21 protein-coding genes and 1 rRNA gene are annotated in these 22,988 nt (G+C 73.4%); 5 read left to right on the top strand and 17 right to left on the bottom strand.

Annotation, left to right across the window (positions count from 1 at the left end; translation table 11 throughout):
- Nucleotides 1-172: 172 nt before the first annotated feature.
- A complete protein-coding gene (locus ACWDBB_RS30710; protein ID WP_449792678.1) occupies nt 173-409 on the top strand; it encodes a hypothetical protein in 237 nt (78 codons plus the stop codon).
- Here the strand turns inward: ACWDBB_RS30710 and ACWDBB_RS30705 are convergent.
- From ACWDBB_RS30705 to ACWDBB_RS30680, 6 genes are all read right to left on the bottom strand, one after another.
- On the bottom strand, nt 355-1,071 hold the full coding sequence (locus ACWDBB_RS30705; RefSeq protein ID WP_449792677.1) for a DUF6099 family protein: 717 nt from the start codon (nt 1,069-1,071) through the stop codon (nt 355-357). The genes ACWDBB_RS30710 and ACWDBB_RS30705 overlap by 55 nt on opposite strands.
- 165 nt (nt 1,072-1,236) lie before the next feature.
- Nucleotides 1,237-1,611 carry a nucleotide pyrophosphohydrolase gene (locus ACWDBB_RS30700; protein WP_449792700.1) on the bottom strand — a complete coding sequence of 125 codons (375 nt, stop codon included), beginning with the start codon at nt 1,609-1,611 and terminating at the stop codon, nt 1,237-1,239.
- A gap of 32 nt (nt 1,612-1,643) precedes the next feature.
- Entirely contained in the window at nt 1,644-3,149 is a 1,506-nt protein-coding gene (locus tag ACWDBB_RS30695) for an AAA family ATPase (RefSeq protein ID WP_449792676.1), read from the bottom strand.
- 152 nt (nt 3,150-3,301) lie between these two features.
- Nucleotides 3,302-4,141: a putative RNA methyltransferase gene (locus ACWDBB_RS30690; RefSeq protein WP_449792675.1), complete on the bottom strand. Its 840-nt coding sequence runs from the start codon at nt 4,139-4,141 to the stop codon at nt 3,302-3,304.
- Between the two features lie 139 nt (nt 4,142-4,280).
- On the bottom strand, nt 4,281-5,096 hold the full coding sequence (locus ACWDBB_RS30685) for an ATP-grasp domain-containing protein (protein WP_449792674.1): 816 nt from the start codon (nt 5,094-5,096) through the stop codon (nt 4,281-4,283).
- Nucleotides 5,093-5,998, bottom strand: a complete 906-nt coding sequence (locus ACWDBB_RS30680; RefSeq protein ID WP_449792673.1) for an ATP-grasp domain-containing protein — start codon at nt 5,996-5,998, stop codon at nt 5,093-5,095. Before ACWDBB_RS30680 ends, ACWDBB_RS30685 begins: the two co-directional genes overlap by 4 nt.
- A 275-nt stretch (nt 5,999-6,273) precedes the next feature.
- On the opposite strand from ACWDBB_RS30680, the gene ACWDBB_RS30675 reads away from it, so the two are divergent.
- Nucleotides 6,274-7,143, top strand: coding sequence for a GNAT family N-acetyltransferase (locus tag ACWDBB_RS30675; RefSeq protein ID WP_449792672.1), 870 nt, complete (start codon nt 6,274-6,276; stop codon nt 7,141-7,143).
- A 115-nt stretch (nt 7,144-7,258) separates the two neighbouring features.
- Here the strand turns inward: ACWDBB_RS30675 and ACWDBB_RS30670 are convergent, their stop codons facing one another.
- From ACWDBB_RS30670 to ACWDBB_RS30655, 4 genes are all read right to left on the bottom strand, one after another.
- Nucleotides 7,259-7,654 carry a fic family toxin-antitoxin system, toxin component gene (locus ACWDBB_RS30670; protein ID WP_449792699.1) on the bottom strand — a complete coding sequence of 132 codons (396 nt, stop codon included), beginning with the start codon at nt 7,652-7,654 and terminating at the stop codon, nt 7,259-7,261.
- 29 nt (nt 7,655-7,683) lie between these two features.
- Nucleotides 7,684-7,920, bottom strand: a complete 237-nt coding sequence (locus ACWDBB_RS30665; protein WP_355260484.1) for a toxin-antitoxin system HicB family antitoxin — start codon at nt 7,918-7,920, stop codon at nt 7,684-7,686.
- Nucleotides 7,921-8,153: 233 nt separating this feature from the next.
- Nucleotides 8,154-10,787 carry a collagenase gene (locus ACWDBB_RS30660; RefSeq protein ID WP_449792671.1) on the bottom strand — a complete coding sequence of 878 codons (2,634 nt, stop codon included), beginning with the start codon at nt 10,785-10,787 and terminating at the stop codon, nt 8,154-8,156.
- A 167-nt stretch (nt 10,788-10,954) separates the two neighbouring features.
- A complete protein-coding gene (locus tag ACWDBB_RS30655; protein ID WP_449792670.1) occupies nt 10,955-11,905 on the bottom strand; it encodes a LysR family transcriptional regulator in 951 nt (316 codons plus the stop codon).
- A 326-nt stretch (nt 11,906-12,231) separates the two neighbouring features.
- Here ACWDBB_RS30655 and ACWDBB_RS30650 point away from each other — a divergent pair, with 326 nt between their 5' ends.
- Nucleotides 12,232-12,426: a hypothetical protein gene (locus ACWDBB_RS30650; protein ID WP_402417116.1), complete on the top strand. Its 195-nt coding sequence runs from the start codon at nt 12,232-12,234 to the stop codon at nt 12,424-12,426.
- Between the two features lie 138 nt (nt 12,427-12,564).
- On the opposite strand, the gene ACWDBB_RS30645 is transcribed toward ACWDBB_RS30650, so the two are convergent.
- Nucleotides 12,565-13,914 (bottom strand): class I SAM-dependent RNA methyltransferase, encoded by a 1,350-nt coding sequence (locus ACWDBB_RS30645; RefSeq protein WP_449792698.1) that lies wholly within the window; start codon nt 13,912-13,914, stop codon nt 12,565-12,567.
- Nucleotides 13,915-14,291: 377 nt separating this feature from the next.
- Nucleotides 14,292-16,367: an APC family permease gene (locus ACWDBB_RS30640; protein ID WP_449792697.1), complete on the bottom strand. Its 2,076-nt coding sequence runs from the start codon at nt 16,365-16,367 to the stop codon at nt 14,292-14,294.
- 248 nt (nt 16,368-16,615) lie between these two features.
- On the opposite strand from ACWDBB_RS30640, the gene ACWDBB_RS30635 reads away from it, so the two are divergent.
- Nucleotides 16,616-17,284: a potassium channel family protein gene (locus ACWDBB_RS30635; RefSeq protein ID WP_392884361.1), complete on the top strand. Its 669-nt coding sequence runs from the start codon at nt 16,616-16,618 to the stop codon at nt 17,282-17,284.
- On the top strand, nt 17,284-17,955 hold the full coding sequence (locus tag ACWDBB_RS30630; protein WP_359829049.1) for a potassium channel family protein: 672 nt from the start codon (nt 17,284-17,286) through the stop codon (nt 17,953-17,955). Before ACWDBB_RS30635 ends, ACWDBB_RS30630 begins: the two co-directional genes overlap by 1 nt.
- Before the next feature lie 99 nt (nt 17,956-18,054).
- Here the strand turns inward: ACWDBB_RS30630 and ACWDBB_RS30625 are convergent, their stop codons facing one another.
- From ACWDBB_RS30625 to rrf, 5 genes are all read right to left on the bottom strand, one after another.
- Entirely contained in the window at nt 18,055-18,783 is a 729-nt protein-coding gene (locus ACWDBB_RS30625; RefSeq protein WP_449792669.1) for a DUF3159 domain-containing protein, read from the bottom strand.
- A gap of 2 nt (nt 18,784-18,785) precedes the next feature.
- Nucleotides 18,786-19,193: an OB-fold nucleic acid binding domain-containing protein gene (locus tag ACWDBB_RS30620; RefSeq protein WP_392884363.1), complete on the bottom strand. Its 408-nt coding sequence runs from the start codon at nt 19,191-19,193 to the stop codon at nt 18,786-18,788.
- A gap of 65 nt (nt 19,194-19,258) precedes the next feature.
- Nucleotides 19,259-19,939: a response regulator gene (locus ACWDBB_RS30615; protein ID WP_049657530.1), complete on the bottom strand. Its 681-nt coding sequence runs from the start codon at nt 19,937-19,939 to the stop codon at nt 19,259-19,261.
- Between the two features lie 119 nt (nt 19,940-20,058).
- Nucleotides 20,059-22,647 (bottom strand): ATP-binding protein, encoded by a 2,589-nt coding sequence (locus ACWDBB_RS30610; RefSeq protein WP_449792668.1) that lies wholly within the window; start codon nt 22,645-22,647, stop codon nt 20,059-20,061.
- Nucleotides 22,648-22,905: 258 nt separating this feature from the next.
- A 5S ribosomal RNA gene (gene rrf, locus ACWDBB_RS30605) occupies nt 22,906-22,988 on the bottom strand; the annotation flags it as partial.

The raw sequence follows: 22,988 nt of genomic DNA, 5'->3' as shown, positions 1-22,988 counted from the left end.
GCGCCGGAGTTGGACCGCATCGGGTGGTGTCCGGGTGACGACATCCGGAGCGGTTCGTTGGGTGCAACGGCGGGGTGGGTGCCCCGGTGGCGGGCAACTGCCGCCTCCCGCCGTGCGGCCGAGCCACCGTCGGCCGCTCCACGCCGCACCACCGATCCGAAGAGGTCCCGTGATGTCCGAACCATCTGCCACGCCGCAGTTCCCGAGCAGCCCGACGGGCTCGGCCGACGGCACCTCGGCCGGACCCGCCGCCCCCAAGAGCCTGCTGGAGCAGATGCAGGAACTGCTCGCCTCCGTCACCGCGGACCTCGACGAACTCCAGGGCTCCGTCCCCGGGAGCGGCGATTCCACCGCCTATCCGACCGGCACGGACACCTCCGAGGCCTCGGACGCCCCGGGCTCCCGGTAGCCCGCCGACCGTTCCTCCTCGGCCGGCCCGCCCGCCCCGGGCGGGCCACCGTCGCCCGGCGGGCCACTGCCGGAGGGCGAGCCGCGGCCACTCGCCACGCCGCCGCCCGGCGGACCGGCCTCGCCCGGCGGGCCGAGCCGGACCACCAGTAACGGCGCCCCACCACCGACCCGCTCCCGTTCCGCCCCGCCGAGCACCGCGGGCCGCGCGTCTCCGCCCCGGACCGCCGCCTCGCGCAGCCGCGCGGTGAGGTCCTTGCACTCCGACACCGCGTCCACGCCGTCGATGCACGTCCAGTACAGGCTTTCGGTGTCCGCCCCGCAGGCCAGCACCACCAGCGTCTCGCCGACCTCCTGGAGCAGCCCGTCGAGCGCTCCGAGAGCGGGCTGCAAGTCCCCGAGGTCGGTGAGCCGCGCGGCCCGGCCGCCGCTCACCAGGGCGGCGCGGACCACGGAGCGGTCCAGGCAGACCGCCGCGTGCGCCCCGGCCTCGGACAGCTGCTGCCCCAGCCCGGTGAGCTCCTCGTCCTCCGACTCCGCCAGCCTGGCGCCCACCGCCTCGGTGAGCAGCGCGGCCTGCCGCGCCTCGGCCAGGACGTCCGGTACGTGCCTGGCCTCGGCCAGGGCGTGCCGGGCCGTCTTGATCAGTCGCAGCGCCTCCATGGCCACCGCTCCCCTCGCTCGTTGTCGCCGTCGCCCCGGCCGCCGGGAGGGCGGTCCGTGTGGTGACGGCTGGTCACGGCGAAAGCGTGCGAGGAAGAGCGCGAGCGCGCATCCACGTTGTCAGAAGCTGTGGACAAGTCGGGGGTTGTGGATAACTCCCGTCCCTCACAAGGGTTGGTCGTCCACCTCCGAGTTGACGCCGGCCACATTTTCACCTGGTTCGGCCGCGTCCACCGGCACCGGGAAGCGGAGCTCGTTCCGCTCGATCTTGGCCGCCAGGGCCGCCAGCGGATCCACCCCGACCGCTGTGCAGAACTGCAGCAGGTAGGCCAACACGTCCGCGACCTCGTCGTGCACCCGGTGCGCGCGCTCCGGGTCGGACATCACCGACGCCGCCTGCTCGGGCGTCAGCCACTGGAAGATCTCCAGCAGCTCCCCCGCCTCCACGCTCAGCGCCGCCGCCAGGTTCTTCGGGGTGTGGAAGGGCTCCCACCGCCGGGCCGCCGCGAATTCCACCAACCGCTGCCGCAGGGCCGCCACGGTGGGCTCCGCCGGCCCCGTCACTCGTTCGCTCACCTCTCCAGGTCTACCGCATCGCGGCCCACCGCCCCAGCGCCCGCGGTGGACGCCCCACCGCCCACCGGGGATCCGGCCGCCCCCGTCTGCTCCGCCGGCCACTCACCCGACGGCTCGTCCGACCGGTCCTCGTCCGCTGCCGCGCCCCCTGCCGGCACTCCGTCGAACGGGTCCGCCGTCTCCCCGGCCGCCTCCCCGTGTCCACCCTGGACCGGCACCCGCGCCGTCTCCGGCCGCAGCACCGTGAACCCGGAGTCCGGATCCCGGCGGCACTCGACCAGCACCATCCCGCCCCTGGGCGCGCCGCCCAGCACCTCCCGCGCCGCCGCCGGCTCCTGCAGGGCCGCGACCACCCGCAGCTGGCTGCGGTCCGCCATGTCCCGCGCCAGCCGCAGCAGCGTCGCGGTCTGCTCGCCGGAGAGCCCCGCTCCCAGGTCCTCGGCCAGCACGGTGAGCTGCCGGTGCGCCCAGGGCACCTCGGCGGCCACGTCGAGGTCGAGCACCCCGGCCCCGGTCAGCAGTACCGAGGCGAAGGCGAGGTGGCGCAGCATGCCGTCGGAGGCCTGGTCCGCGCCGGTGCGCCCGAGGACGCCCTCGTCGAAGACGGCGAGGACCCGCCGCACGCCCGCGCTCTCGCGCTCGGCGAGGGTGAGCCCGAGCAGCGGGTGCGGTGCGGCGGACTGCACGGCGCGCAGCAGTTGCCCGTACCGGCGCGGGCACTCGTTGCTCAGCCGGGCGACGACGGCGGAGATGTTGGCGGCGTTGCTGCGCAGCCGGGCCTGCGGGTCGGCCCGCGCCCAGCCGCGCATCAGCGCGGGGACGGGGTGCAGCGGGAAGACCTCGCGCAGGGCGGTGAGCAGGTCCTCGGTGGCGGCGAGGACGAGGCACTCCCCAGCCGACGAGCCCGCGACGCGCAGCGGCAGCTGGGCGGTGATCATCGTGCCGCTGGGGAACGGCGCGCGGATGTCGCCCTGGCGGGTGTCGTTGTGCCAGCACACGTTGACCCGCCGGTTGCGGACGTCCTGTTCGCCGGTGTCCATCAGGGTCCGGCCGTCGAGGGTGAGCGACTCCCGGGCGATCCGGACCGGGCCGTCGGTGCGGACGACCACGTCGAGCCGGATCAGGCCGTGCGGCGAGCGGACGGTGCAGCCGAGGATGATCGCGTCCCGTCCGTGCGGGACGCACCCGTCCAGGCCGCCCCGGACGGGTGCGGCGAGCGGGCCGGTGCGTTCGGGCAGCCCGTCCAGCGAGTCGGCGATCTCCTCGCCGAGGGCGAGCCGGGACAGCACGGCCAGCGCGTCGAGCGCGTTGGACTTGCCGACCCCGGCGGGCCCGTGCAGCACCGTGAGGGGGGCGAGCGGCAGCACCGCGCGCCGGTAGGACTTGAACGAGGTGAGCCGGAGCTCCTCGACGGTGGGGCGCGGCACGGGCGGCCGGTCGGGCCCCGGGGCGCCCGGTCGGAGCTGGGACGGCCTTGCGGGCCTGGTGGCGTCGCGGTTCACCCGTCGGACGTTAGCCGCAGGCCGAGCGGCAGAAACGTGCCTGCGCGGCAGATTCATCCCAACGTGGCGCTCGACGGCGGTGCGCGGCCGGCACCGCACGCAGGGGCGGTACGCGTCGGTGCTCAGCGCTGGCACGCGGCCCGCGTCGATGCTCAGCGCCGGTACGCGGCCACCGTCACCGAGGCCGTCACCTCGACCGGCTCCGGCAGCTCCGCGAGCGCGGCGCCCAGCCGCTCCGGGTCGGTGTGCCAGGCGCTCGGCCCCATGCCGACGACGGTGCGCACGTCCTGCGGGCCCAGCCGCAGGGTGAACTCGACCTCCTGCCGCCCCGCGGGCTCCAGGTGCGGCCCGAGCTTCTCGTCGATCCGCCGCTGCTTCTCCTCGTCCACCGACAGCAGCCCCAGCGCGTCGACGAGTTCGCGCAGGTGGCGGGCGGTCGGCGAGACCAGCAGCAGGGTGCCGCCGGGGCGCAGCACCCGGCGGATCTCGGGCCCGTTGCGCGGGGCGAAGACGTTGAGCATCAGCTCGGCCGAGGCGTCCCGCAGCGGCAGCGGGCGCCAGGCGTCGCACACCACGGCGCCGATCCGGGGGTGCGCCTTGGCGGCGCGGCGCAGCGCGAACTTGGAGATGTCGAGGGCCGCGCCGACGGTGCCGGGCAGGGCGTCCAGGACGTGTGCCAGGTAGTGGCCGGTGCCGGCGCCGAGGTCGGCGACCAGGCCGTCGGACTCGCCGGTGACCACGGCGGAGGCGGTCTGCGCCAGCGCCTCGGCGATCGGCCGGTAGTGCCCGGCGGCGAGGAAGTCCGCGCGGGCCGCGACCATCTCGGCGGTGTCTCCGGTGCCGGTGTGGGCGTCGCCGGCGAGGAGGCTGACGTAGCCCTGCTTGGCGAGGTCGAAGCTGTGCCCGGCCGGGCAGCGCAGGCTGCGGTCGTGCCGGGTGAGGGCCTGCGCGCAGTGCGGGCAGGCCAGGTAGCGCTCGATGTCCTGGAGCAAGGTTCCGTCTTCTCTCGCCGTACGCCCCGGCCGGTCGGGGCGCCAGCCAGCCTAACGACCTCGGCGGGTCGGCGCCCCGGGCCACCGCCCCGCCCCCGGCGAAGGGCCCCACCGCGCACCCCGGCCCCCGCCCCGTGCCCTACCGCACACCCCTCCCGAGCCCGAGCCCGGCGAGCGCCCGCCCCCGTTCCTCCCCCACCCGCAGCGCGAGCGCCACGAGCGCCTCCGGCGCGCCGGGCCGGCCGCGGACCCCGGGGAAGGCGTTGACGTCCACGATGACCGGCTCCGTCGGCCCGTCGAGCAGGTCCACCCCGTACACGTCGAGTCCGAACACCTCGCCCACGCGCAGCGCGAGCGCGGCCCGCGCGGCGGACGGCTCCCACTCCTCCGCCCGCCCCGACTTCCCTGTGCCGGTGGCGAGTTCGGACTGCCGCCGGGCCGCGAACACCTGCCCGTCGACCACCCACAGCTTCTGGTCCCAGCCCGTCCCCGGAACGAACGACTGGGTGACGACCGGCTCGTCGGGCCAGCGCCCGGCGAGTTCGCGCAGCCGGGCCGGCCCGTCCACCCGGGCGACCAGGTCGTGCCGCCTGCTGTGCCGGCTCTTGACCACGAACGGGTAGGCCGGATCGGCGAGTTCGCCCAGCCGCCCGACCGCCTCGGTCGCTGCGAAGGGCAACCCGGCGGCGCGGGCGAGGTCGGCCATCCGCACCCGGTCCTGGCACAGCCCGGTGGCCGCCGCCGAGTTGACCACCGGCGCGCCCCGCCGCTCCAACTCCCCCGCCAACGCCAGCGCCTGCGGCGTACGGGCCTTGAGCAGGTAGACGTCCGCCGGCCCGGCCACGGACCCGGCGGGCGGGACGACCTCGACCTCGTGCCCCTGCCGTACCAGCAGCTCGGCCGCGGCCGCCAGCACCGGGTGCCCCGGGTCGCCGGTGATCAGCCCGACCCTCATCGCAACTCCCCCTCGCCGAAGCCGAGTTGCCCGTACGGGTCGCCGCCGGCGGGCACCAGTTCGGCGGGCCCGCCGGGCACCGACACGGCCGTCCCGCTGCGCGCGAGCCGCAGCACCGCCCGGGCGACCCTGGCCACCGCGTCCGGTACCTGCCGGAAGCTTGGGAAGTCGTTGACGTCCACCACCACCGGCCCGTCCGGCCCCAGCAGCACGTCCACCCCGTACAGGTCCAGCCCGAACACCTCGCCGACCTGCGCCACGATCCGCGCGACGCTCCCCGGCAGCGGCACCCGCCGCTCCCGCACGCCCTGCCCGGGGTGCAGCGGGGAGGAACGTTCCGTCGCGAAGAGCTCGCCGTCGACGCAGTACACCTTGAGGTCGGTCCCGGAGTTGGGCACGTACGGCTGCGCGATCAGCAGCCCCTCCCCCGCCAGCTCGGGCCCGACCTCCAGCAGCCGGTCGGGGCTGCGCACCAGTCGGACGGCGCGCCCGGAGCTGCCGTCGGCGGGCTTGACCACCAGCGGGTACTCGGTGGCCGGGATCTCCGCCAGCCGCTCCCAGCGCGCGGCCGCGTACGTCACCGGGACGGGCAGGCCGCGGGTACGGCCGATGACCGCGGCGAGCGCCTTGTCCCTGACCCCGCGGATCGAACGCACGTCGTTCACCGTGGTGAGGCCGACGGCGGCGGCCGACTCCAGCAGGGTCAGCCCGGGTCCGCCGGAGACGGTCTTGAGCACCCAGGCGTCGTGGCTGCCGGCCCGGACCTCCTCGGAGATCGCCAGCAGCGAGTCCCCGGGGCGCAGCACGTCCACCCGGTGCCCCCACGCCGTGAGTTGGCGCGCCACGTCGAGCGGCATGCCGTCGTGCCGGTAGTGTTCCTCCACCAGAAAGCAGAGCCTCATCGGCCTGTCTTCCCCCTTGCCTCGCCTAGTGCAGACGTCCGCCGTCCCCCTCGGCAGAGCTGTAAAGGCTTCAGCATGCACGTCGTGTCCGCACAAGATCGCTGCGAGCGGGTAAGCGTTCGGCAACAATCGGCCCGGAACGACGACAGCGGACCCCGGGTCGACGGCGCGGACCCCGGGTCGAGGGCGCTGACCCCGCGCCCCCGACAGGAGCGGACCGCGCGACCTCGACAAATCGGTGGCACCGCACCGCCGCCCCTGCTTGGATGCACGCCGTGACCTCTGACGATCATGCTCCCGACCGCCCCCTGCTCGACGAGATCGAGCGCTACTACGACGCCGTTCCGCGCGGCGCCGCCCGCACCGAGGACTTCGGACCGCTGACCCTGTTCGTCCGCGAGGATGCCGGCTGGCCGTACTACGCCCGCCCGACCCTCGACCACACCGGCCCGGCCGCCACCGCCGAGGACGTCCGCCGGGTGCTGGAGCGGCAGCGGGAGCTGGGCGTGCCGGAGGCCTTCGAGTGGGTGGCCGAGCAGACCCCCGGGCTGCGCGCGGCGGTCGAGGCGGCGGGCCTGACGGTGCACGAGCACCCGCTGCTGGTGCTGGGCCCGCAGGACGAAGCGGCCCCGGTGCCCGAGCTGCCGGAGCGGGTGGAGGTCCGGGTGCTGGCGCCGGACGCGCCGGAGCTGGCGGCCGCCATCGCCGTCCCGCACCTGGCCTTCGACGATCCGGGCACCGCCGTCGGCCCGGCCGGTGCGGCTGAACTCGCCGAGTCCGCGGCGAAGTTGACGGCCGACGGCACGGCGGAGCGGATCGCCGGGCGGATCGCCGCCGGTGCCACCGTGCTGGCCGTGGCCGTCGAGGACGGTACGGCTCTGTGCGCGGGCCAGCACAACCCGGTGGGCCCGGTCACCGAGGTGGCCGGGGTGGGCACGCTCCCGTCCGCACGCCGGCGCGGGCTGGGCCTGGCGGTCACCGCGGCCCTGGTCGCCCACGCCCGGGCGAACGGGGTGCGGACGGTGTTCCTGTCCGCCGCCGACGAGGACGTCGCCCGGATCTACCGCCGGATCGGCTTCCGCCCCTTCGCGACCGCCCTGATAGCGGAGCCCCCCGCCCAGCAGGAACCCACCGACGGGCAGTGACCGGCAGCAACCGGCAGTAGCCGGCCGACCGGCAGACTTCGGCCGACCCCGGTCGGAGCCCGCCGCGTAGCAGCACCCCTGGGAGCCCCCCGGCCAGGAACGGGGGCGGCGCCGGTCAGTCGTCGTCCTCGTCCTCCTCGTCCGCTCCGGCGACCCCCTCCCCCTCCGCCTCGTCGACCACCCAGGCCGCCAGCCGCTCGGCCACGCCCGACACCCCGAGCCGCCCCTCGCGGATGGCCCGGGAGAGGCTGCGCACCTCGCGGGCGGTGGTGGCGACGGTGCAGCCGCTGGCGACCAGGTAGGCGTAGGCGACGGCGGTCGCGAAGAGTTCGTTGGTCTTCTCCAGTGCGGGCACCCGGATCAACTGGTGCATCAGCGCCGCGGCGCGGTCCGGCGGTTCGGGGTAGACCGCGATGTCGAATATCTCGGCCTGGTGGCGGGTGACGGCCGCGAGCAGTGCACCGTAGTCGGTGACCTGTGGGTCACCGGGGGTGTACTGCTCGGCGGTCATGAGCAACCACGAGAGGTCGACCTCCAGCTTCAACGGCGCACGTCCTGGAGGTCGCCCGGCTCCGCGAACTCGGCGAGGAAGGCCGACTCGTACTCCTTCATGAACTGCGCGGCCGCGTCCACGAAGGCCCGCCCGGACTCGCCCATGTCCTGTTGGACCAGGCGCTCGATGTACTGGTTCATGGAGATCCCCTGCTGCTCCGCCCGCTCCCGGGCCATCTCGGCGGTCGTGGCGTCGACCCGCACGTTCAGCTGCTTCTTACCCATGCCGTTCAAGCTAGCGCTCAAGCGCTAGCACAACAAGGGCGCACGCACACCGCCCGCACACCTGCGGCACGCCCCCGCGCAACCTCGCCGTCACCGGAACGCAGGAAACCGGGGGAACACCGGAGCATCGGAGCACCAGGACACCTGAACGCCGGAACGCCGGACGGCCGGGCCCGCGGCTGCTGCCACGGACCCGGCCCGCGCCCGGAGGACGGCGCACGGCGGACGACGGATCAGAACTGGGTGCTGACGGTCACCCCGCTGAAGTCGGTGTTCGCGTAGAGGCTCACGTACCGGTAGCCCGCTGTCGGGTTGGTCACCGTGATGCTCTGGGCGGTGCCCGGGTTGGTGGACGAGGCGGTGTACGCGCTCGGCGAGGCCCAGGTGCTCTCGTTGTAGTACAGGGAGACGGTGCCGGTGCCACCGGAGGCGGTGATCTTCAGGGTGCTGGTGCCGGCCGGCAGGTAGACGTACAGGTAGTCCAGGTTGCCGGCGGTGGCGGAGAGGTTGGCGCGCGAGCAGTTCTTGCCGAGCGCGTCGGTGCGCGGGTCGGTGCAGGCCGGCGGGGTGGTGGGGCCGCCGCCTCCGCCGGTGGTCACGGTGACGGAGGCGGGGGTGCTGGCGGTCCTGCCGGTGTCGTCGGTGACGGTCAGCGCGACGGTGTAGGTGCCGGCGGCCGCGTAGGTATGGGTCGGGTTCTGCTGGTCGGAGGAGCCGCCGTCGCCGAAGGTCCAGTGCCAGGCGGTGATCCGGCCGGACCCGGTCTGGACCGACTTGTCGGTCAGGGTGACGGTCGGGCCGCTCACGGTCTGGCCGAACAGCGCGGTCGGACCGGCCGCGTAGCATGCGCCGCCGGCGCAGGCGTCGAGCCAGGCGTCGAAGTCGGCATCGTAGCCGGTGCCGATGCCGTTGTAGACCGCGTAGCCGCCCTGGTAGTCGCCGGTGCGGAAGTGCCCGAGCATGGCGTCGACGTCCGCCGGGTGCTTCTCGAACATGTACCGGACCGCCAGGTAGCCCCACGGGTAGGTGCGCACGGTGTTCGAGTTGCCGTACGTGCTCTGGAAGAGCGTGCTCAGCTTGTACGTGTGCTTGGCGGCCTCGGCCATCGCCTGGGTGTCGGTGGTGCCGCGGTAGGCGTAGGACTCGTACTCGGCGACGCCCTCGATCCACCAGATGTCCGGGACGGAGATCTCGGTGGAGAAGTTGCCCTTGAGGTCGTAGATGTTGTCCAGGTAGTGCGTGTACTCGTGGTTGAGGTTCCACACGTTGGCGGTGAAGCCGTCGTTCCAGGACTTCTGGTACATCACGCACACCGCCCGGTTGTTCGGGTCGGTCGGGTCCATGACGGTCTGTCCGCCGTTGTCGGTGGAGTTGTTGAAGATCGCCCAGGAGTAGGTCAGGTAGTCGGCCTGGTTGGCGAAGACCGCGAGGGTCAGCTCCTTGTCGTACTGGCCGGGGATCGGGCCGCTGTCCTTGACCAGCTTGTGGAAGAAGGCGTCCTCGCCGCGCAGGCTGGCGCAGACCGCGGACAGGTCGGCGGGCGAGAGCGCCTCGGTCTGGATGGTGCGGTTGTCGCAGACCAGCTGGTTCGGCAGCACCGCGGCGGTCAGCTTGGCCGGCAGGTCGCAGGTGCCGTAGTAGGAGCACTGGCCGGGGTCGAAGCTGTTGGCCTGGTAGGCGGTGTGGACGTACAGCGGGCCGGTGGCGCCGGTGATCTGCGCGCCGTCGAGGACGGCCTTGACCTTGCCCTTGACCGCGGCCTCGACCGTCGGGCCGTCGCCGGCCATCCGGCCGAGGTCGTTGCCCGCGTTGACGTCCAGGTAGGCGTTGGCCGTGCCGAGCAGGTCCTTGTGGTTCAGCGCGAAGTCGCCCAGGGTGGCGCCGATGCTCGGGTCGGCGCCGACCGCGCTGACGAAGTCGGGGTTCCAGTTGCCCCGCCACAGCGGCGCGGAGAGGACCGCGTTGACCGCCTTGAGCATCTTCGGGAAGGCGTTGTACGAGTTGTCGTACGCCGTCAGGACCTGCTTGTAGACGCCCAGGTAGCCGCCCTGGAGGTTGGCGCTGTCGGTGAGCACCAGCACCTCGTTGAGCACGGTGCCGTTGGCGTCGCTGACGTCGGTGCGGTGGGCACTGGCGAAGAAGGCGTCGAGGGCGGCCTTGGAGGCGCCGGTCAGCGCCGCGTCGTACGGGCCCACCGCGCCCGCGTTGTACGACTGCACGTACCAGCCGGCCCGCTGGAAGAGCACCAGCTGCAGGATGCCGGTCGAGTTGTCGCCGGTGTAGCCGCCCGCCGCGGCCTGGAAGGCGTTGGCGACGGTGAGCATCTTCGACTCCTTGAAGATGCTGCCCGCGTCCGCGCCGGTGACGTTGAACAGGGTGTTGACGCAGTCCGGGGTCGAGGCCTCCAGGAAGGAGACCAGGTCGGCCCCACTGCGGCTGCCGAAGTCGGCCGGGGTGCAGCTCTGCCCGGCGGCGGCCGCACCGGCGGCACCGCGGGCGGCGAGGGCCGCCTTGGCCGGGGCGGCGGTCTTCGGATCGGCCGGGCGCGGCGCGGTCTGCACGGCGGTGCCGGCCGGCTGGCCCATCACGACCTGGCCGAGCAGGGCCGGGGGCAGCGGCTTGGCGACGGGGGCGGGCTCCTCGGCCGCACGGGCCTGCTCGGCCGGGTCGACCGTGAGGAAGGCGCCGAGCGGCTTCGGCAGGACGGAGCCCGGGTCGGCCGCGGGGGCCGCCGGCCGGGCAGCCGCGCTGGAAGCGGCGGAGGCGGCGGAGGCGGCGGAAGCGGTGGCCGGCAGCAGCGTGGCGGCGGCGCAGCAGCCGGCGACGAGGCCGGCCAGCAGGGTGGGGAGGGGTATCCGTGGACGCACTGGTGGGTCCTTCTCCTCTGGGGGAGGCGCTGGGAGGACTGCCGAGAGGTGGGGGAACGCGTCATGATCCTGCCAGCGACGGCAGCGCAGAACAATGTCACAGGTCATATGACATTGCCTGACCCTGCCATAACACCAGGCCCTGACCCGGCCCTGACCCGGCCCCGCTACGGCCGGTACGTCCGCGCCGCCCACGCCTGGAAGCCCGGCGCGGCCGCGATCAGGTCCCGGTACGCCGCGACCGCCGCCCCGAACAGCGCCTCCACGACCTCCCCCTCCACCCCGGCCGGCCGCCAGACCAGCAGCTGCCGGACCCAGATCGGCGTCCCGGCGAGCGGTTTGACCAGCACCTCGGCGAGCGGCCGGGTGGTGGCCCGGACGACGGAGACGCCGAGCCCGGCGGCGACCATCTCCTGGAGCTCCAGCCGGCCGCCGAGGAACTCGTGGACGCTCGCCGGGGTGAACCCCGCCGCGGCGCAGGCCCCGTGGAACACGCCGTGCCAGCCGGCCCCGTCGTCGGGGGCCAGGAGCCACTCCTCCTCCGCGAGGTCCGCCAGGGCCACCTCGGCGTGGTGCCGCAGCCGGTGGCCGGCCGGCAGCGCGACGAAGACGGGCTCGGTGACGATGCCGCGGTGCGCGACGGACGGCGAGCGGCCCAGTTCCCGGCCCGGGTAGTCCACGGCCACCGCGGCGTCCGCCTCGCCCAGCTCCAGCAACTCGACGGCGTCCGAGGGGCGGTGGACCGACGTCACGGTGAAGCGCTGCCCGGGCCGCTGGTGCCGGGCCCTGGCGACCAGCCCGGGCAGGATCGGCTCGTTGGCCGCCGCCAGCCGCAACTCGCGCGGGGCCGGCCCGGTCTGGGCCTCCGGTCGGCGCCCCAGACTGTCGGCGCGGGCGAGCAGCTCCCGGGCGGCGGCCAGCACCTCAACCCCGAATCCGGTCGGCGCGACCCCGGCGGCAGTGCGTTCGAACAGCGAGGCGCCCAGGTGGCGCTCGATCCGGCGCAGCTGGGTGCTGGTCGCCGGCTGCGAGGCGCCGAGCAGGGCGGCGGCCCGGCCGACGCTCCCGGTGTCGGCGATGGCGCACAGCACCCGCAGGTGCCGAAGCTCCAACTCCATGACGCTCCCCCTCACGCACCGGCCCGCCCCGGCCGGCGGCGTGGGGTGGCTGCCACCAGGGCGGTGCAACAGCACACATCACATGTCAATGGCTCACCTTCACCCCGGAGAATTGCCTCGTCAAGCCCCCTCCCGGGGTCCGACCGCCGCACCTGCGCCATCTTTTACCAGCGCATTGCCGGCACCTGACCTTCCGCCCCGGCCGGGGCCCCGTCCGCCGTGCCCCACCGGGAGGTGCGGGACTTGAAGACTCCCGCACCGTCCGGGACGCTGAAATCCCCCCTGCGTTCCCCCGAGCGGGCGCCGAACGGTGCGGAGGCCGACCGATGACAGACATGTTCGACCAGGAGCTGCGTGAGCAGCTCGCACAGGCCCGCCGCGACCTCGCCGCGGCCCGGGCAGAAGGGGACGCCGACGGCGTCCAGGCGTACGAGGGCCGGGTCGCCTCGCTCCTGCGGCTCGCCGCCCAGCACGGCATCGACCTCCCGCACAGCGCCGACGAGGAGGAGCACAACGAGTAGCCCCCGAACGAGACCACGCCCCGAACGAGACCGCGCCCCGAGCGAGGCCGCGCCGAACGAAGCCGCTCCCCGAACACACCGGAGGCGGTCACCCAGAACGGGTGACCGCCTCCTGCCGTGCGTGCCCGGGGCCCGGGATCACTCCCCGGCCGGCTCCAGGATCGCCACGCACTCGAAGTGGTGCGTCATCGGGAACAGGTCGAAGGCCCGCAGCGAGACCGGCCGGTAGCCGCCCTCGCGGAAGAACTTCAGGTCCCGGGCGAGCGCCGCCGGGTCGCAGGCCACGTACGCGATCCGGCGCGCCTCCAGGCCGACGAGGTGGGCGACGGTCTCACGGCCGGCGCCGGAGCGCGGCGGGTCCAGCACGATCAGGTCGGTGGCGGTGATGCCGGTACGCGGCAGCAGCGTCTCGACCCGGTCGCACTCGATCCGGACGTTGTCCAGCGCGGCCAGGTTGTGCCGGGCGTCGACCACGGCCTGCTTGGCGGACTCGATGCCGAGCACCGCGCCGTCCTCGCCGACCCGGTCGGCCAGCGCGCCCGCGAACAGGCCGACGCCGCAGTACAGGTCGAGCGCGTTCTCGCCCCACTGCGGGTCCAGACCGTCCAGCACCGCGTCGACCAGGGTGTCCGGCGCCTCCGGGTGGATCTGCCAGAAGCCGCCGTTGCTGACCCGCCAGGTCCGCCCGGCCGCCCGCTCGCGGACGAAGGAGCGCCCGTGCACCTTGTGCAGGTCGCCCTGCGCGTCCACCCGGGCGATCGACACCGGCTTGTCCAGCTCGACCAGCGGCAGCTGGGCGCCGTCCCGCGGAGTCAGCACCACCTGACGGTCCGAGGAGCCGCTCGCCGCGATCGCCTCGACGCCCGCCACGCCCGGCCAGTCCCGGGACTCGATGCCCAGCTCGGTGACGCCCTCGGCCGCGATCAGGCAGCGGTCGATCACCTGCACGTCGTGCGAGCGGTGCTTGCGCAGACCGACCTTGCCGGTCTCCGCGTCCACCGCGTACTGCACCCGGGTGCGCCAGGCCGGCACCTGCCCGGCCGGCAGCTTGCCGCCGACCGGCTCGACGCTGCCGTCCCAGCCCGCCTCGGCCGGGGTGAGCCCGGCCAGCTTGGCCAACTGCTCGGTCAGCACCGCCGCCTTGAGCTTGCGCTGCCCGCCCGGGGTGACGTGCTGCCAGTCGCAGCCGCCGCACTTGCCGGGACCGGCGAACGGGCAGGGCGCCTCGATCCGGTCCTTGGCCGGCTCCAGCACCTCCACCGCGTCGGCCCGCAGGAAGCGCGAGGTGGTCGTCCCGTCGGTCACCAGCGCGACGACCTTCTCACCGGGCAGCGCGTGCCGCACGAACAGCACCCGCCCCTCGTGCCGGGCCACGCAGTGCCCGCCGCCGTGCGCGACCGGGCCGACCTCGACCTCGTAGCGCTGCCCGGCCAGCGGCTCCCCGGAGGGCGCCTCGGGCCGCGACGGCCGCGCGGCGGCGGTGCGCAGCGCCTTGGGCGGCCGCACCGCCTGCTTGCGCGGCGCCTTCCGGCCGGCCCCGGCGGCGCCCTTCGGCGCGCCCTGGCCGGCGTCCTTGCCCGCGCCCTTCGGCGCACCCTTCGACGCACTCTTCGGCGCGCCCTTGCCGGAGCCCTTGCCCGCGGCGCCCTTGCCCGCGCCCCTCTCGGCGGCCGGCCCGGCGGGCCCGCGGTCCTCCCGCTCGCCCGGGACGATCGGCGCGGTGCGCGCGGTGAGGCCGTCGCGGTCGGTGGCCTCCGGACGGGCCGGCCGGCCCCAGCGCGGCCGGGAGACCTGCCCGGGCTGGGAGCCGCCCCGGCGGGCGCCCTTGCCGGAGGAGCCCGAGGAACGGGGCGGAGTGTTGCGGGTCACTGGGAGGAGTCCTTGCTGCGCTCGGAGGTGTCACCGGCGTTCGCACCGGTGGAGACGGAATCCTTCGACTCTACGGCCTTCGGCGCCCGCGGCTCGCCACGGCGGACGGCCCCCGGCGCCGACCAGGCCTTCTGCGGCTTGCGCCGCTCCGAGGACTCCAACTGCCACGGTACCGAGGTGACCATCACACCGGGCTTGAACAGCAGCCGGCCCTTGAGCCGCAGCGCACTCTGGTTGTGCAGCAGGTGCTCGTACCAGTGGCCGACCACGTACTCCGGGATGTAGACCGAGACGACCTCCCGCGGGGTGCTGCGCCGCAGGTTCTTCACGTAGTCCAGGACCGGCCCGGTGATCTCGCGGTACGGCGAGTCCAGCACCTTGAGCGGCACCTCGATGCCGCGCTCGTCCCACTCCCGCCGTAGCGCCGCCGTGTCCGCCGGGTCGACGTTGACCGTGACGGCCTCCAGTGTGTGGGCCCGGGCCAGCCGGGCGTACGCCAGGGCGCGCAGCGCCGGCTTGTGCAGCTTGGAGACCAGCACGATGGCGTGCACCCGGGTGGGCAGCACCACGTCGTCCGGCTCCTCGGCGGCGGTCAGCTCGTCCGAGACCCGGTCGTAGTGGCGCCGGATGCCCTTCATCATCACGAACAGCACGGCCATCGCGGCGATCGCGATCCAGGCGTGGCCGATCTTGGTGACCAGGACGACGATCAGCACGGCCATCGTCATCACCAGGCCGAAGGCGTTGATCGCCCGGCTGCGCTGCATGTGGCGGCGCTTGGCCGGGTCGTTCTCGCTGCGCAGCAGCCGGGTCCAGTGCCGGATCATGCCGGACTGGCTCATGTTGAACGCGACGAAGACGCCGACGATGTAGAGCTGGATCAGCCGGGTCGGGTCGGCGTCGAAGGCGAGGATCAGCAGGATCGCCGCGATCGCCAGCAGGATGATGCCGTTGGAGAAGGCCAGCCGGTCGCCGCGGGTGTGCAGCTGGCGCGGCAGGTACCGGTCCTGGGCGAGGATCGAGCCGAGCACCGGGAAGCCGTTGAAGGCGGTGTTGGCGGCCAGCACCAGGATCAGGCCGGTGACGGCGGCTACGAAGTAGAAGCCGGGCGTGAAGTTGTTGAACACGGCCTCGCTGATCTGCGCCAGCGCCGTCTTCTGGTGGTAGTCCGGCGAGGCGCCGACGAGCTGCTCGGTCGGGTTCTCGGCCATCTGGACACCGGTCAGCCGGGCCAGCCAGATGATGCCCATGAACATCACGACGGCGATGCTCGCCATCATCAGCAGCGTGGTGGCCGCGTTCTTGCTCTTCGGCTTGCGGAAGGCCGGCACGCCGTTGGAGATCGCCTCCACACCGGTGAGCGCGGCACAGCCGGAGGAGAAGGACTTCAGCAGCAGGAACACCATCGCGAAGCCGGCCAGCGAGTCGTTGCCGGGGGTGGCGGCGAGGTGGAACGTGGAGCTCTCGGCAGGCATGTCCTGGCCGAGCGCGAAGTGCCGGAACACCCCGTAGCCGACCATCCCGATCACGCCGACCATGAAGGCGTAGGTGGGAACGGCGAAGGCGCTTCCGGACTCGCGCACCCCGCGCAGGTTCATGCCCATCAGCAGCACGACCACGACCACCGACAGGACGGTCTCGTGACCGCGCAGCGCGGGCACCGCGGAGACGACGTTGGCGACGCCCGAGGTGGTCGACACGGCCACGGTGAGCACGTAGTCGACCATCAGCGCGCTCGCGACCACCAGGCCGGCAGCCGGCCCGTGGTTGACGGTCGCGACCTCGTAGTCGCCGCCACCGCTGGGGTAGGCATGCACGTTCTGCCGGTAGGAGGCGACCACGGCGAGCATCACGATCGCCACGACGACGCCGATCTGCCAGGAGAAGTGGATCGCCGAGGCGCCCGCGATGGAGAGGGTGAGCAGGATCTCCTCGGGGGCGTACGCGACCGAGGAGAGCGCGTCCGAGGCGAACACGGGCAGCGCGAGCCGCTTGGGGAGAAGCGTCTCGCCCAGCTTGTCGCTGCGTAGGGCGCGCCCGATCAGGATGCGTTTCGGAAGGTCAGTCGGCATAGGCACGTTAAGGAATCGTAGGGGCTCCCAGGTCAAGGCTCCGCCGTTTGTCCCCCCCTTCGTCGCGACTGCTTTCGGTGGACCGGCTAGCGTGTCGGATACGAGTCGGCGGGCAACACTCTGGTTGTCGAGCGTTGTCGGGCCGGCGCCCCCACGATGAACCTCGTCCCGGACGACCGGGCGGGAAACGGAGCTGAACGGTGTTTGCGCAGGTCAAGGCCCCTTCGGGACGGGTGAGGTAAGCGCCGGTGCACATCGTGATCATGGGCTGCGGCCGCGTGGGTTCCGCCCTCGCCAGAGCACTGGAGAAACAGGGCCACTCGGTGGCCGTGGTCGACCAGGACCCGACCGCGTTCCGTCGGCTGGGCGCCGGGTTCAACGGGCGCCGGGTCACCGGCGTCGGCTTCGACCAGGACACCCTGCGCGAGGCGGGCATCGAGGAGGCCGGCGCCTTCGCCGCGGTCTCCAGCGGTGACAACTCCAACATCATCGCCGCGCGGGTGGCCCGGGAGAACTTCGGCGTCGAGAACGTCGCCGCCCGGATCTACGACCCCCGCCGCGCCGAGGTGTACCAGCGCCTGGGCATCCCCACCGTGGCGACGGTCCGCTGGACCGCCGACCAGATGCTGCGCCGACTGCTGCCCAGCGGCGCCGAGCCGCTGTGGCAGGACCCGAGCGGTGGCGTGCAGCTCGCCGAGGTCGCGTACGACCCGCGCTGGATCGGCCACCGGATCAGCAAGCTGGAGGAGGCCTCCGGCGCCCGGGTGGCGTTCGTCACCCGGCTCGGCGAGGGAGTGCTCCCCTCGCCCCAGATGGTGGTGCAGGAGGGCGACCTGGTGCACGTGATGCTGCGCCGGACCGACCTGACGGCCGTCGAGGCCGCGTTCGCGCAGGGGCCGAAGGAGGAGGGTCACTGATGCGGGTCGCCATTGCCGGGGCCGGTGCCGTGGGCCGCTCGATCGCGGGCGAGCTGCTGGAGAACGGCCACGAGGTCCTGCTGATAGACAAGAACCCCAACTCCATCTCGGTGGAGCGGGTCCCGATGGCAGAGTGGCTGCTGGCCGACGCCTGCGAGATCACCTCGCTGGACGAGGCCGCGCTCCAGCGCTGCCACGTGGTCATCGCCGCGACCGGAGACGACAAGGTCAACCTGGTCGTCTCGCTGCTCGCCAAGACCGAGTACGCGGTGCCCCGGGTGGTCGCCCGGGTGAACAACCCCAAGAACGAGTGGCTCTTCAACGAGTCCTGGGGCGTGGACGTGGCCGTCTCCACCCCGCGCCTGATGTCCGCCCTGGTCGAGGAGGCGGTCAGCGTCGGCGACCTCGTCCGCCTGATGCGCTTCAGCCAGGGCAACGCCAACCTGGTCGAGCTGACCCTCGCCTCCGACACCGAGCTCGTCGGCACCCGGGTCGGCGACGTGGCCTGGCCGCAGGACACCGCGCTGGTGACCATCATCCGCGAGGGCCGGGTGCTGGTGCCGGGCAAGGACGACACCTTGGAGGGCGGCGACGAACTGCTCTTCGTCGCCGCGCAGGAGCGCGAGGAGGAGCTGGAGCAGCTGCTCTCGGCCACCTCGGGCGCCCAGTAGCGGGGCCCCTTCGCAGCGGAAGGGCCCGCACCCCTCGCCGGGGTGCGGGCCCTTCCGCTGTTGCCGGGGTCCGGTCCGGGCCGGTCCGGCCGGGAGCGGCTACTTCGCCGGCTCCTCCTCGTCGTCGTCCAGCTGCGCCTTGATCGGCGGCGGCGCCTTCAGCAGGATCTGCCAGGTCACGTACATCGCCAACAGCAGCGGCGGGATGCCGAGGGCGACCTTCAGCCAGCCCAGCAGGTTGACGTTGTGGGTGAAGTACAGCGGGAAGAGGATCACCGGCTTGAGGCCCATGATCAGCACCCAGGCCCAGGTCGCCTTGGTGTAGGCGGCCAGGCGGCCCGGGTTCTCCTTGCGCCAGGTGAACATCTCACCGGTGATCGGGCCGAGCATCACCCCGATCATCGGCCAGCGGGCCAGGGCGGAGGCCGCCAGGGCGACGCAGTACCCGACGTTCCAGAGCAGGCCGGGCAGGTAGAAGTCCTCGGCCTTGCCGCTCTTCATCGAGATCCAGGCACCGAGGGCGACGCCGAACACCCCGCTGAAGGCGTGCTGGATGGTCTGCCGCTTCGCCAGCCGGGCCACCACGAACAGGGCGCTCAGGCCCAGCGCGGCCCAGGCCGAGGTGCTGACCTGGTGGGTCAGGTTGTACGTGACGATGAAGACCAGGCCTGGCAGCGTCATGTCGATCATGCCGCGCACGCCGCCGAAGGCCTGGAGCACCGTGTCGGCGGCCTCCTTGGAGGCGGCCTTGCGGGCGGCCTCCGCGTCCGCGGGATCGACAGGCAGGTCGAGCTGGGCGGCGGCCTCGCCGCCTGGCTGGTTGCTCACGCTCATTCGCTCCCGTGTCCGACCGGACGCAGCTCATAGCGGGGGTTGAACAGCACGCGGCGCCCGCGTGCGTGGCTGATCCGGCCGCTGGCGATCAGCCGGCGGCCGGGCTCTATCCCGGCGATCGAGCGGCGACCGAGCCAGACCACGTCCAACGCCTCGGTGCCGTCGAAGAGTTCGGCCTCCAGCGCGGGCACCCCCGCCCGGGGCCGGAGCGTCACCGTGCGCAACGTGCCCGCCACGGTGACCAACTGGCGGTCCCCGCAGCCGGCGATCGGTGTGCAGCCGGACTCCGCGGCGCTCTCCTGGCGCAGCTCCTCGGCGTCCAGCTCCTCGGCCGACGAGGTCAGCCGGCTGAGCATGCGGCGGAACCGCCCCTGCGGCTGGCCGCTGCTGTTGTCACCACTCATGTCGGAAGGGTACCGGGTTCGGGCCCCCTGGCGGCAGGCCGTTCAGCCGCCAGGGGCACCCGCGGTCAGCTCTCGAACCGGTATCCCATGCCCGGTTCGGTGATGAAGTGGCGCGGGTGCGAGGGATCGCGCTCCAGCTTGCGGCGCAGCTGGGCGAGGTAGACCCGCAGGTAGTTGGTCTCGGTGCGGTAGGCCGGGCCCCACACCTCCTGCAGCAGCTGGGTCTGGCTGACCAGCCGCCCGGCGTTGCGGACCAGGACCTCCAGCAGGTGCCACTCGGTCGGGGTGAGGCGTACGTCGGCACCATCCCGGTTGACCTTCTTGGCCGCGAGGTCGACGGTGAAGGACTCGGTGACGACCAGCGAGTCGGCCTCCCCGGCCACCGGCTCGGCCCGCCGCACGGCGGCCCGCATCCGGGCCAGCAGCTCGTCCATGCCGAACGGCTTGGTGACGTAGTCGTCGGCGCCGGCGTCCAGCGCCTCGACCTTCTCGTCCGAGGCGTGCCGGGCCGACAGCACGATGATCGGCACCCGGGTCCAGCCGCGCAGACCGCGGATCACCTCGACCCCGTCCATGTCGGGCAGGCCCAGGTCGAGGACGACCACGTCCGGATGGCGGGCCGCGGCCAGCTCCAGGGCGCTCGCGCCGTCATGGGCCGCGTCCACCTCGTACTTGCGGGCCTTGAGGTTGATCACCAGCGCGCGGACGATCTGCGGTTCGTCGTCCACGACGAGGACCCGGGTCATTTACGGGCTCCGCCTTTCAGGCTGTCTGACTTACGGACTGTGGGACTGGCTCTACGACTTCGATGCGGCGTGCGCCCCTCGGGAGGGGCGACGGGCCCGGCCGGCGCGCCGCCGGGTTCTCAGGTGACCAGCTCCGGAAGCGGCTCGCCACCCTCGCCGTCCGGCTCCCCCGGCCCCGGCGGCCGTTCGACCACGGGCAGGCTGACCACCATGGTGAGCCCGCCCCCAGGGGTGTCCTCGGCGGTGACGGTACCGTCCATCGCCTCGACGAAGCCACGCGCCACCGCGAGCCCGAGGCCCACCCCGGCGCCGCGCGGCGCGTCCCCGTACCGCTGGAACGGCGCGAAGATCTTCTCCTTGGCGTCCTCGGGCACGCCCGGGCCGCGGTCCACGATCCGCAGCTCCACCCGGGCCGGCTGCCCCGGCTGCCGCAGCTCGTCGGCCTTGACCAGCACCCGCACCCCGTCCGGGCTGTACTTGACCGCGTTCTCCACCAGGTTGGCCAGCGAGCGCTCCAGCAGCCCGCCGTCGGCCCGCACCATCGGCAGCGTCTCCGGCACCTCCAGCCGGACGGACTCCAGCGGCACCCCGCCGAGCGCGAACGGCACCACCTCGTCCAGGTCGGTCTCCTGGATCAACGGGGTGACCGTCCCGGTCTGCAGGCGGCTCATGTCGAGCAGGTTGTTGATCAGGTGGTCCAGCCGGTCGGCCCCGGCCTCGATGCCGGCCAGCAACTCGGCCTCGTCCTCCGGGTCCCAGTCGACGTCGGCCGAACGCAGCGAGCTCACCGAAGCCTTGATCCCCGCCAGCGGGGTGCGCAGGTCGTGCGAGACGGCGGCCAGCAGAGCGGTCCTGATCCGGTTGCCCTCGGCCTCCCGGCGGGCCTCGGCGGCCTCCCGGGACAGCCGGCGGCGTTCCAGCACCACGGCGGCCTGCGCGGCGAACGCCCCCAGCAGGCGCCGGTCCGCCCCGGGCAGGACCCGGCCGCGCAGCACCAGCGCCAGGCTGTCGCCGACCGGGACGTCCACGTCGGCCTCCTCGGGCCGCTCCGGCGGGCGCGGTCCCGCGGTGGCCACCGGCGCCCAGGCCGCGAGCGGATCGGACCGCTCCAGCAGCGCGGCGCTCTCCTGCCCGAAGGTCTCCCGGACCTGCTCCATCAGCGCGGTCAGCACCCCGTCGCCGTTCGGCGCGCCGCGCAGCACCGTGCCGGCCAGCGCGCTGAGCGTCTGCGCCTCGGTCTGGCTGCGGGCCGCCTGCTGGGTGCGCCGCGCCGCGAGGTCCACCACCGACGCCACCGATATGCCGACGATGGTGAATATCGCCACCGCCATGATGTTCTGCGGTTCGTTGATGGTGAAGGTGTGCAGCGGCGGGGTGAAGTAGTAGTTCAGCACCGACGAGGCGACCAGCGCCGAGCCGATCGCCGGCAGCAGCCCGCCGACCAACGCCGCGCACACCGTCAGCGACAGGAACAGCAGCATGTCGGTGGAGAGCCCCAGCCCGCCGATCCCGGTCAGCACGATCGCCAGCACCGGCGGGCCGACCAGCCCGATCAGCCAGCCGGCGACGGTGCGGGTACGGCCCAGGTCGGTGATCCGGCGGACCGGAATCCTGCCGCGCCCGTGCCCGGCGTGTTCGTGGGTGACCATGTGGACGTCGATGTCCCCGGCCTCCCTGGTCACGGTGGTGCCGACGCCCGGCCCGTAGAGGTACTGCCAGGCGGGCCGCCGACTGGTGCCCAGCACGATCTGGGTGGCGTTCACGCCCCGGGCGAAGTCCAGCAGCCCGGCGGCCGGGTCGTCGCCGAGGACGGCGTGGAAGGAGCCGCCGAGGCTCTCCACCAACGCGCGCTGCTCGATCAGCGTCTGCGGCGAGCCGGTGCCCACCAGTCCGTCGGAGCGGGAGATGTGCACGGCGAGCAGCTCGCCGCCGGACACCCTGGCGGCGATCCGGGCCGCCCGACGGATCAGCGTCGCCCCCTCCGGCCCGCCGGTCAGACCCACCACGATCCGCTCCCGGGCCTGCCAGGTGCCCTCGATGCCCTGCTCGGCCCGGTACTTCTGGAGGTACTCGTCCACCCGGTCCGCGGTCCACAGCAGCGCCAGCTCGCGCAACGCGGTCAGGTTGCCCGGGCGGAAGTAGTTGGCGAGGGCCGCGTCGATCTTCTCCGGCGCGTACACGTTGCCGTGTGCCAGCCGGCGCCGCAGCGCCTGCGGGGACATGTCCACCAGCTCGATCTGGTCCGCCCGCCGGACCACCTCGTCCGGGACGGTCTCGCGCTGACGCACCCCGGTGATGCCCTCGACGGCGTCGCCGAGCGACTCCAGGTGCTGCACGTTGACCGTGGAGACCACGTCGATCCCGGCCGCCAGCAGCTCCTCGACGTCCTGCCAGCGCTTCTCGTTGCGGCAGCCGGGGACGTTGGTGTGGGCCAGCTCGTCCACCAGGGCCACCTGCGGGCGGCGGGCGAGCACGGCGTCCAGGTCCATCTCGGAGAACCGCGCGCCGCGGTGCACCACCTGCTGCCGCAGCACGACCTCCAGCCCGGCGACCATGTCCGCGGTCCGCCGGCGCCCGTGGTCCTCCACGAACGCGACCACGACGTCCGTGCCACGCTCCTGCCGCCGGTGCGCCTCGGCGAGCATGGCGTACGTCTTGCCGACCCCGGGGGCCGCCCCGAGGTAGATGCGCAGCCTGCCTCGTCCCATGAGCACCATTCTTGATCCGACGCTGCCCGGGTGACACCCCCGGACACCTGTTCCCCTCGCCTTCGAGACTACGGTGTGCGACGCGATTTTCCGCTGATCAGTGCGCTGATCAGGCGGTTTTAGCGGCATATTGACGGTGGACCAGCCACTCGGCGGGGGTCGTTCGGGAGGGCTGGAGGGGGTGGAGGCACCCGAGACCACCCCGGAAACGCGAATAACCCCCATCCGGATTCCGGATGGGGGTTATTCAGAAGAATTGTTCGGCGGCGTCCTACTCTCCCACAGGGTCCCCCCTGCAGTACCATCGGCGCTGTGAGGCTTAGCTTCCGGGTTCGGAATGT

The organism is Kitasatospora sp. NPDC001095 (genome assembly GCF_053598615.1).
This window is presented reverse-complemented; position numbering and strand designations above follow the sequence as displayed.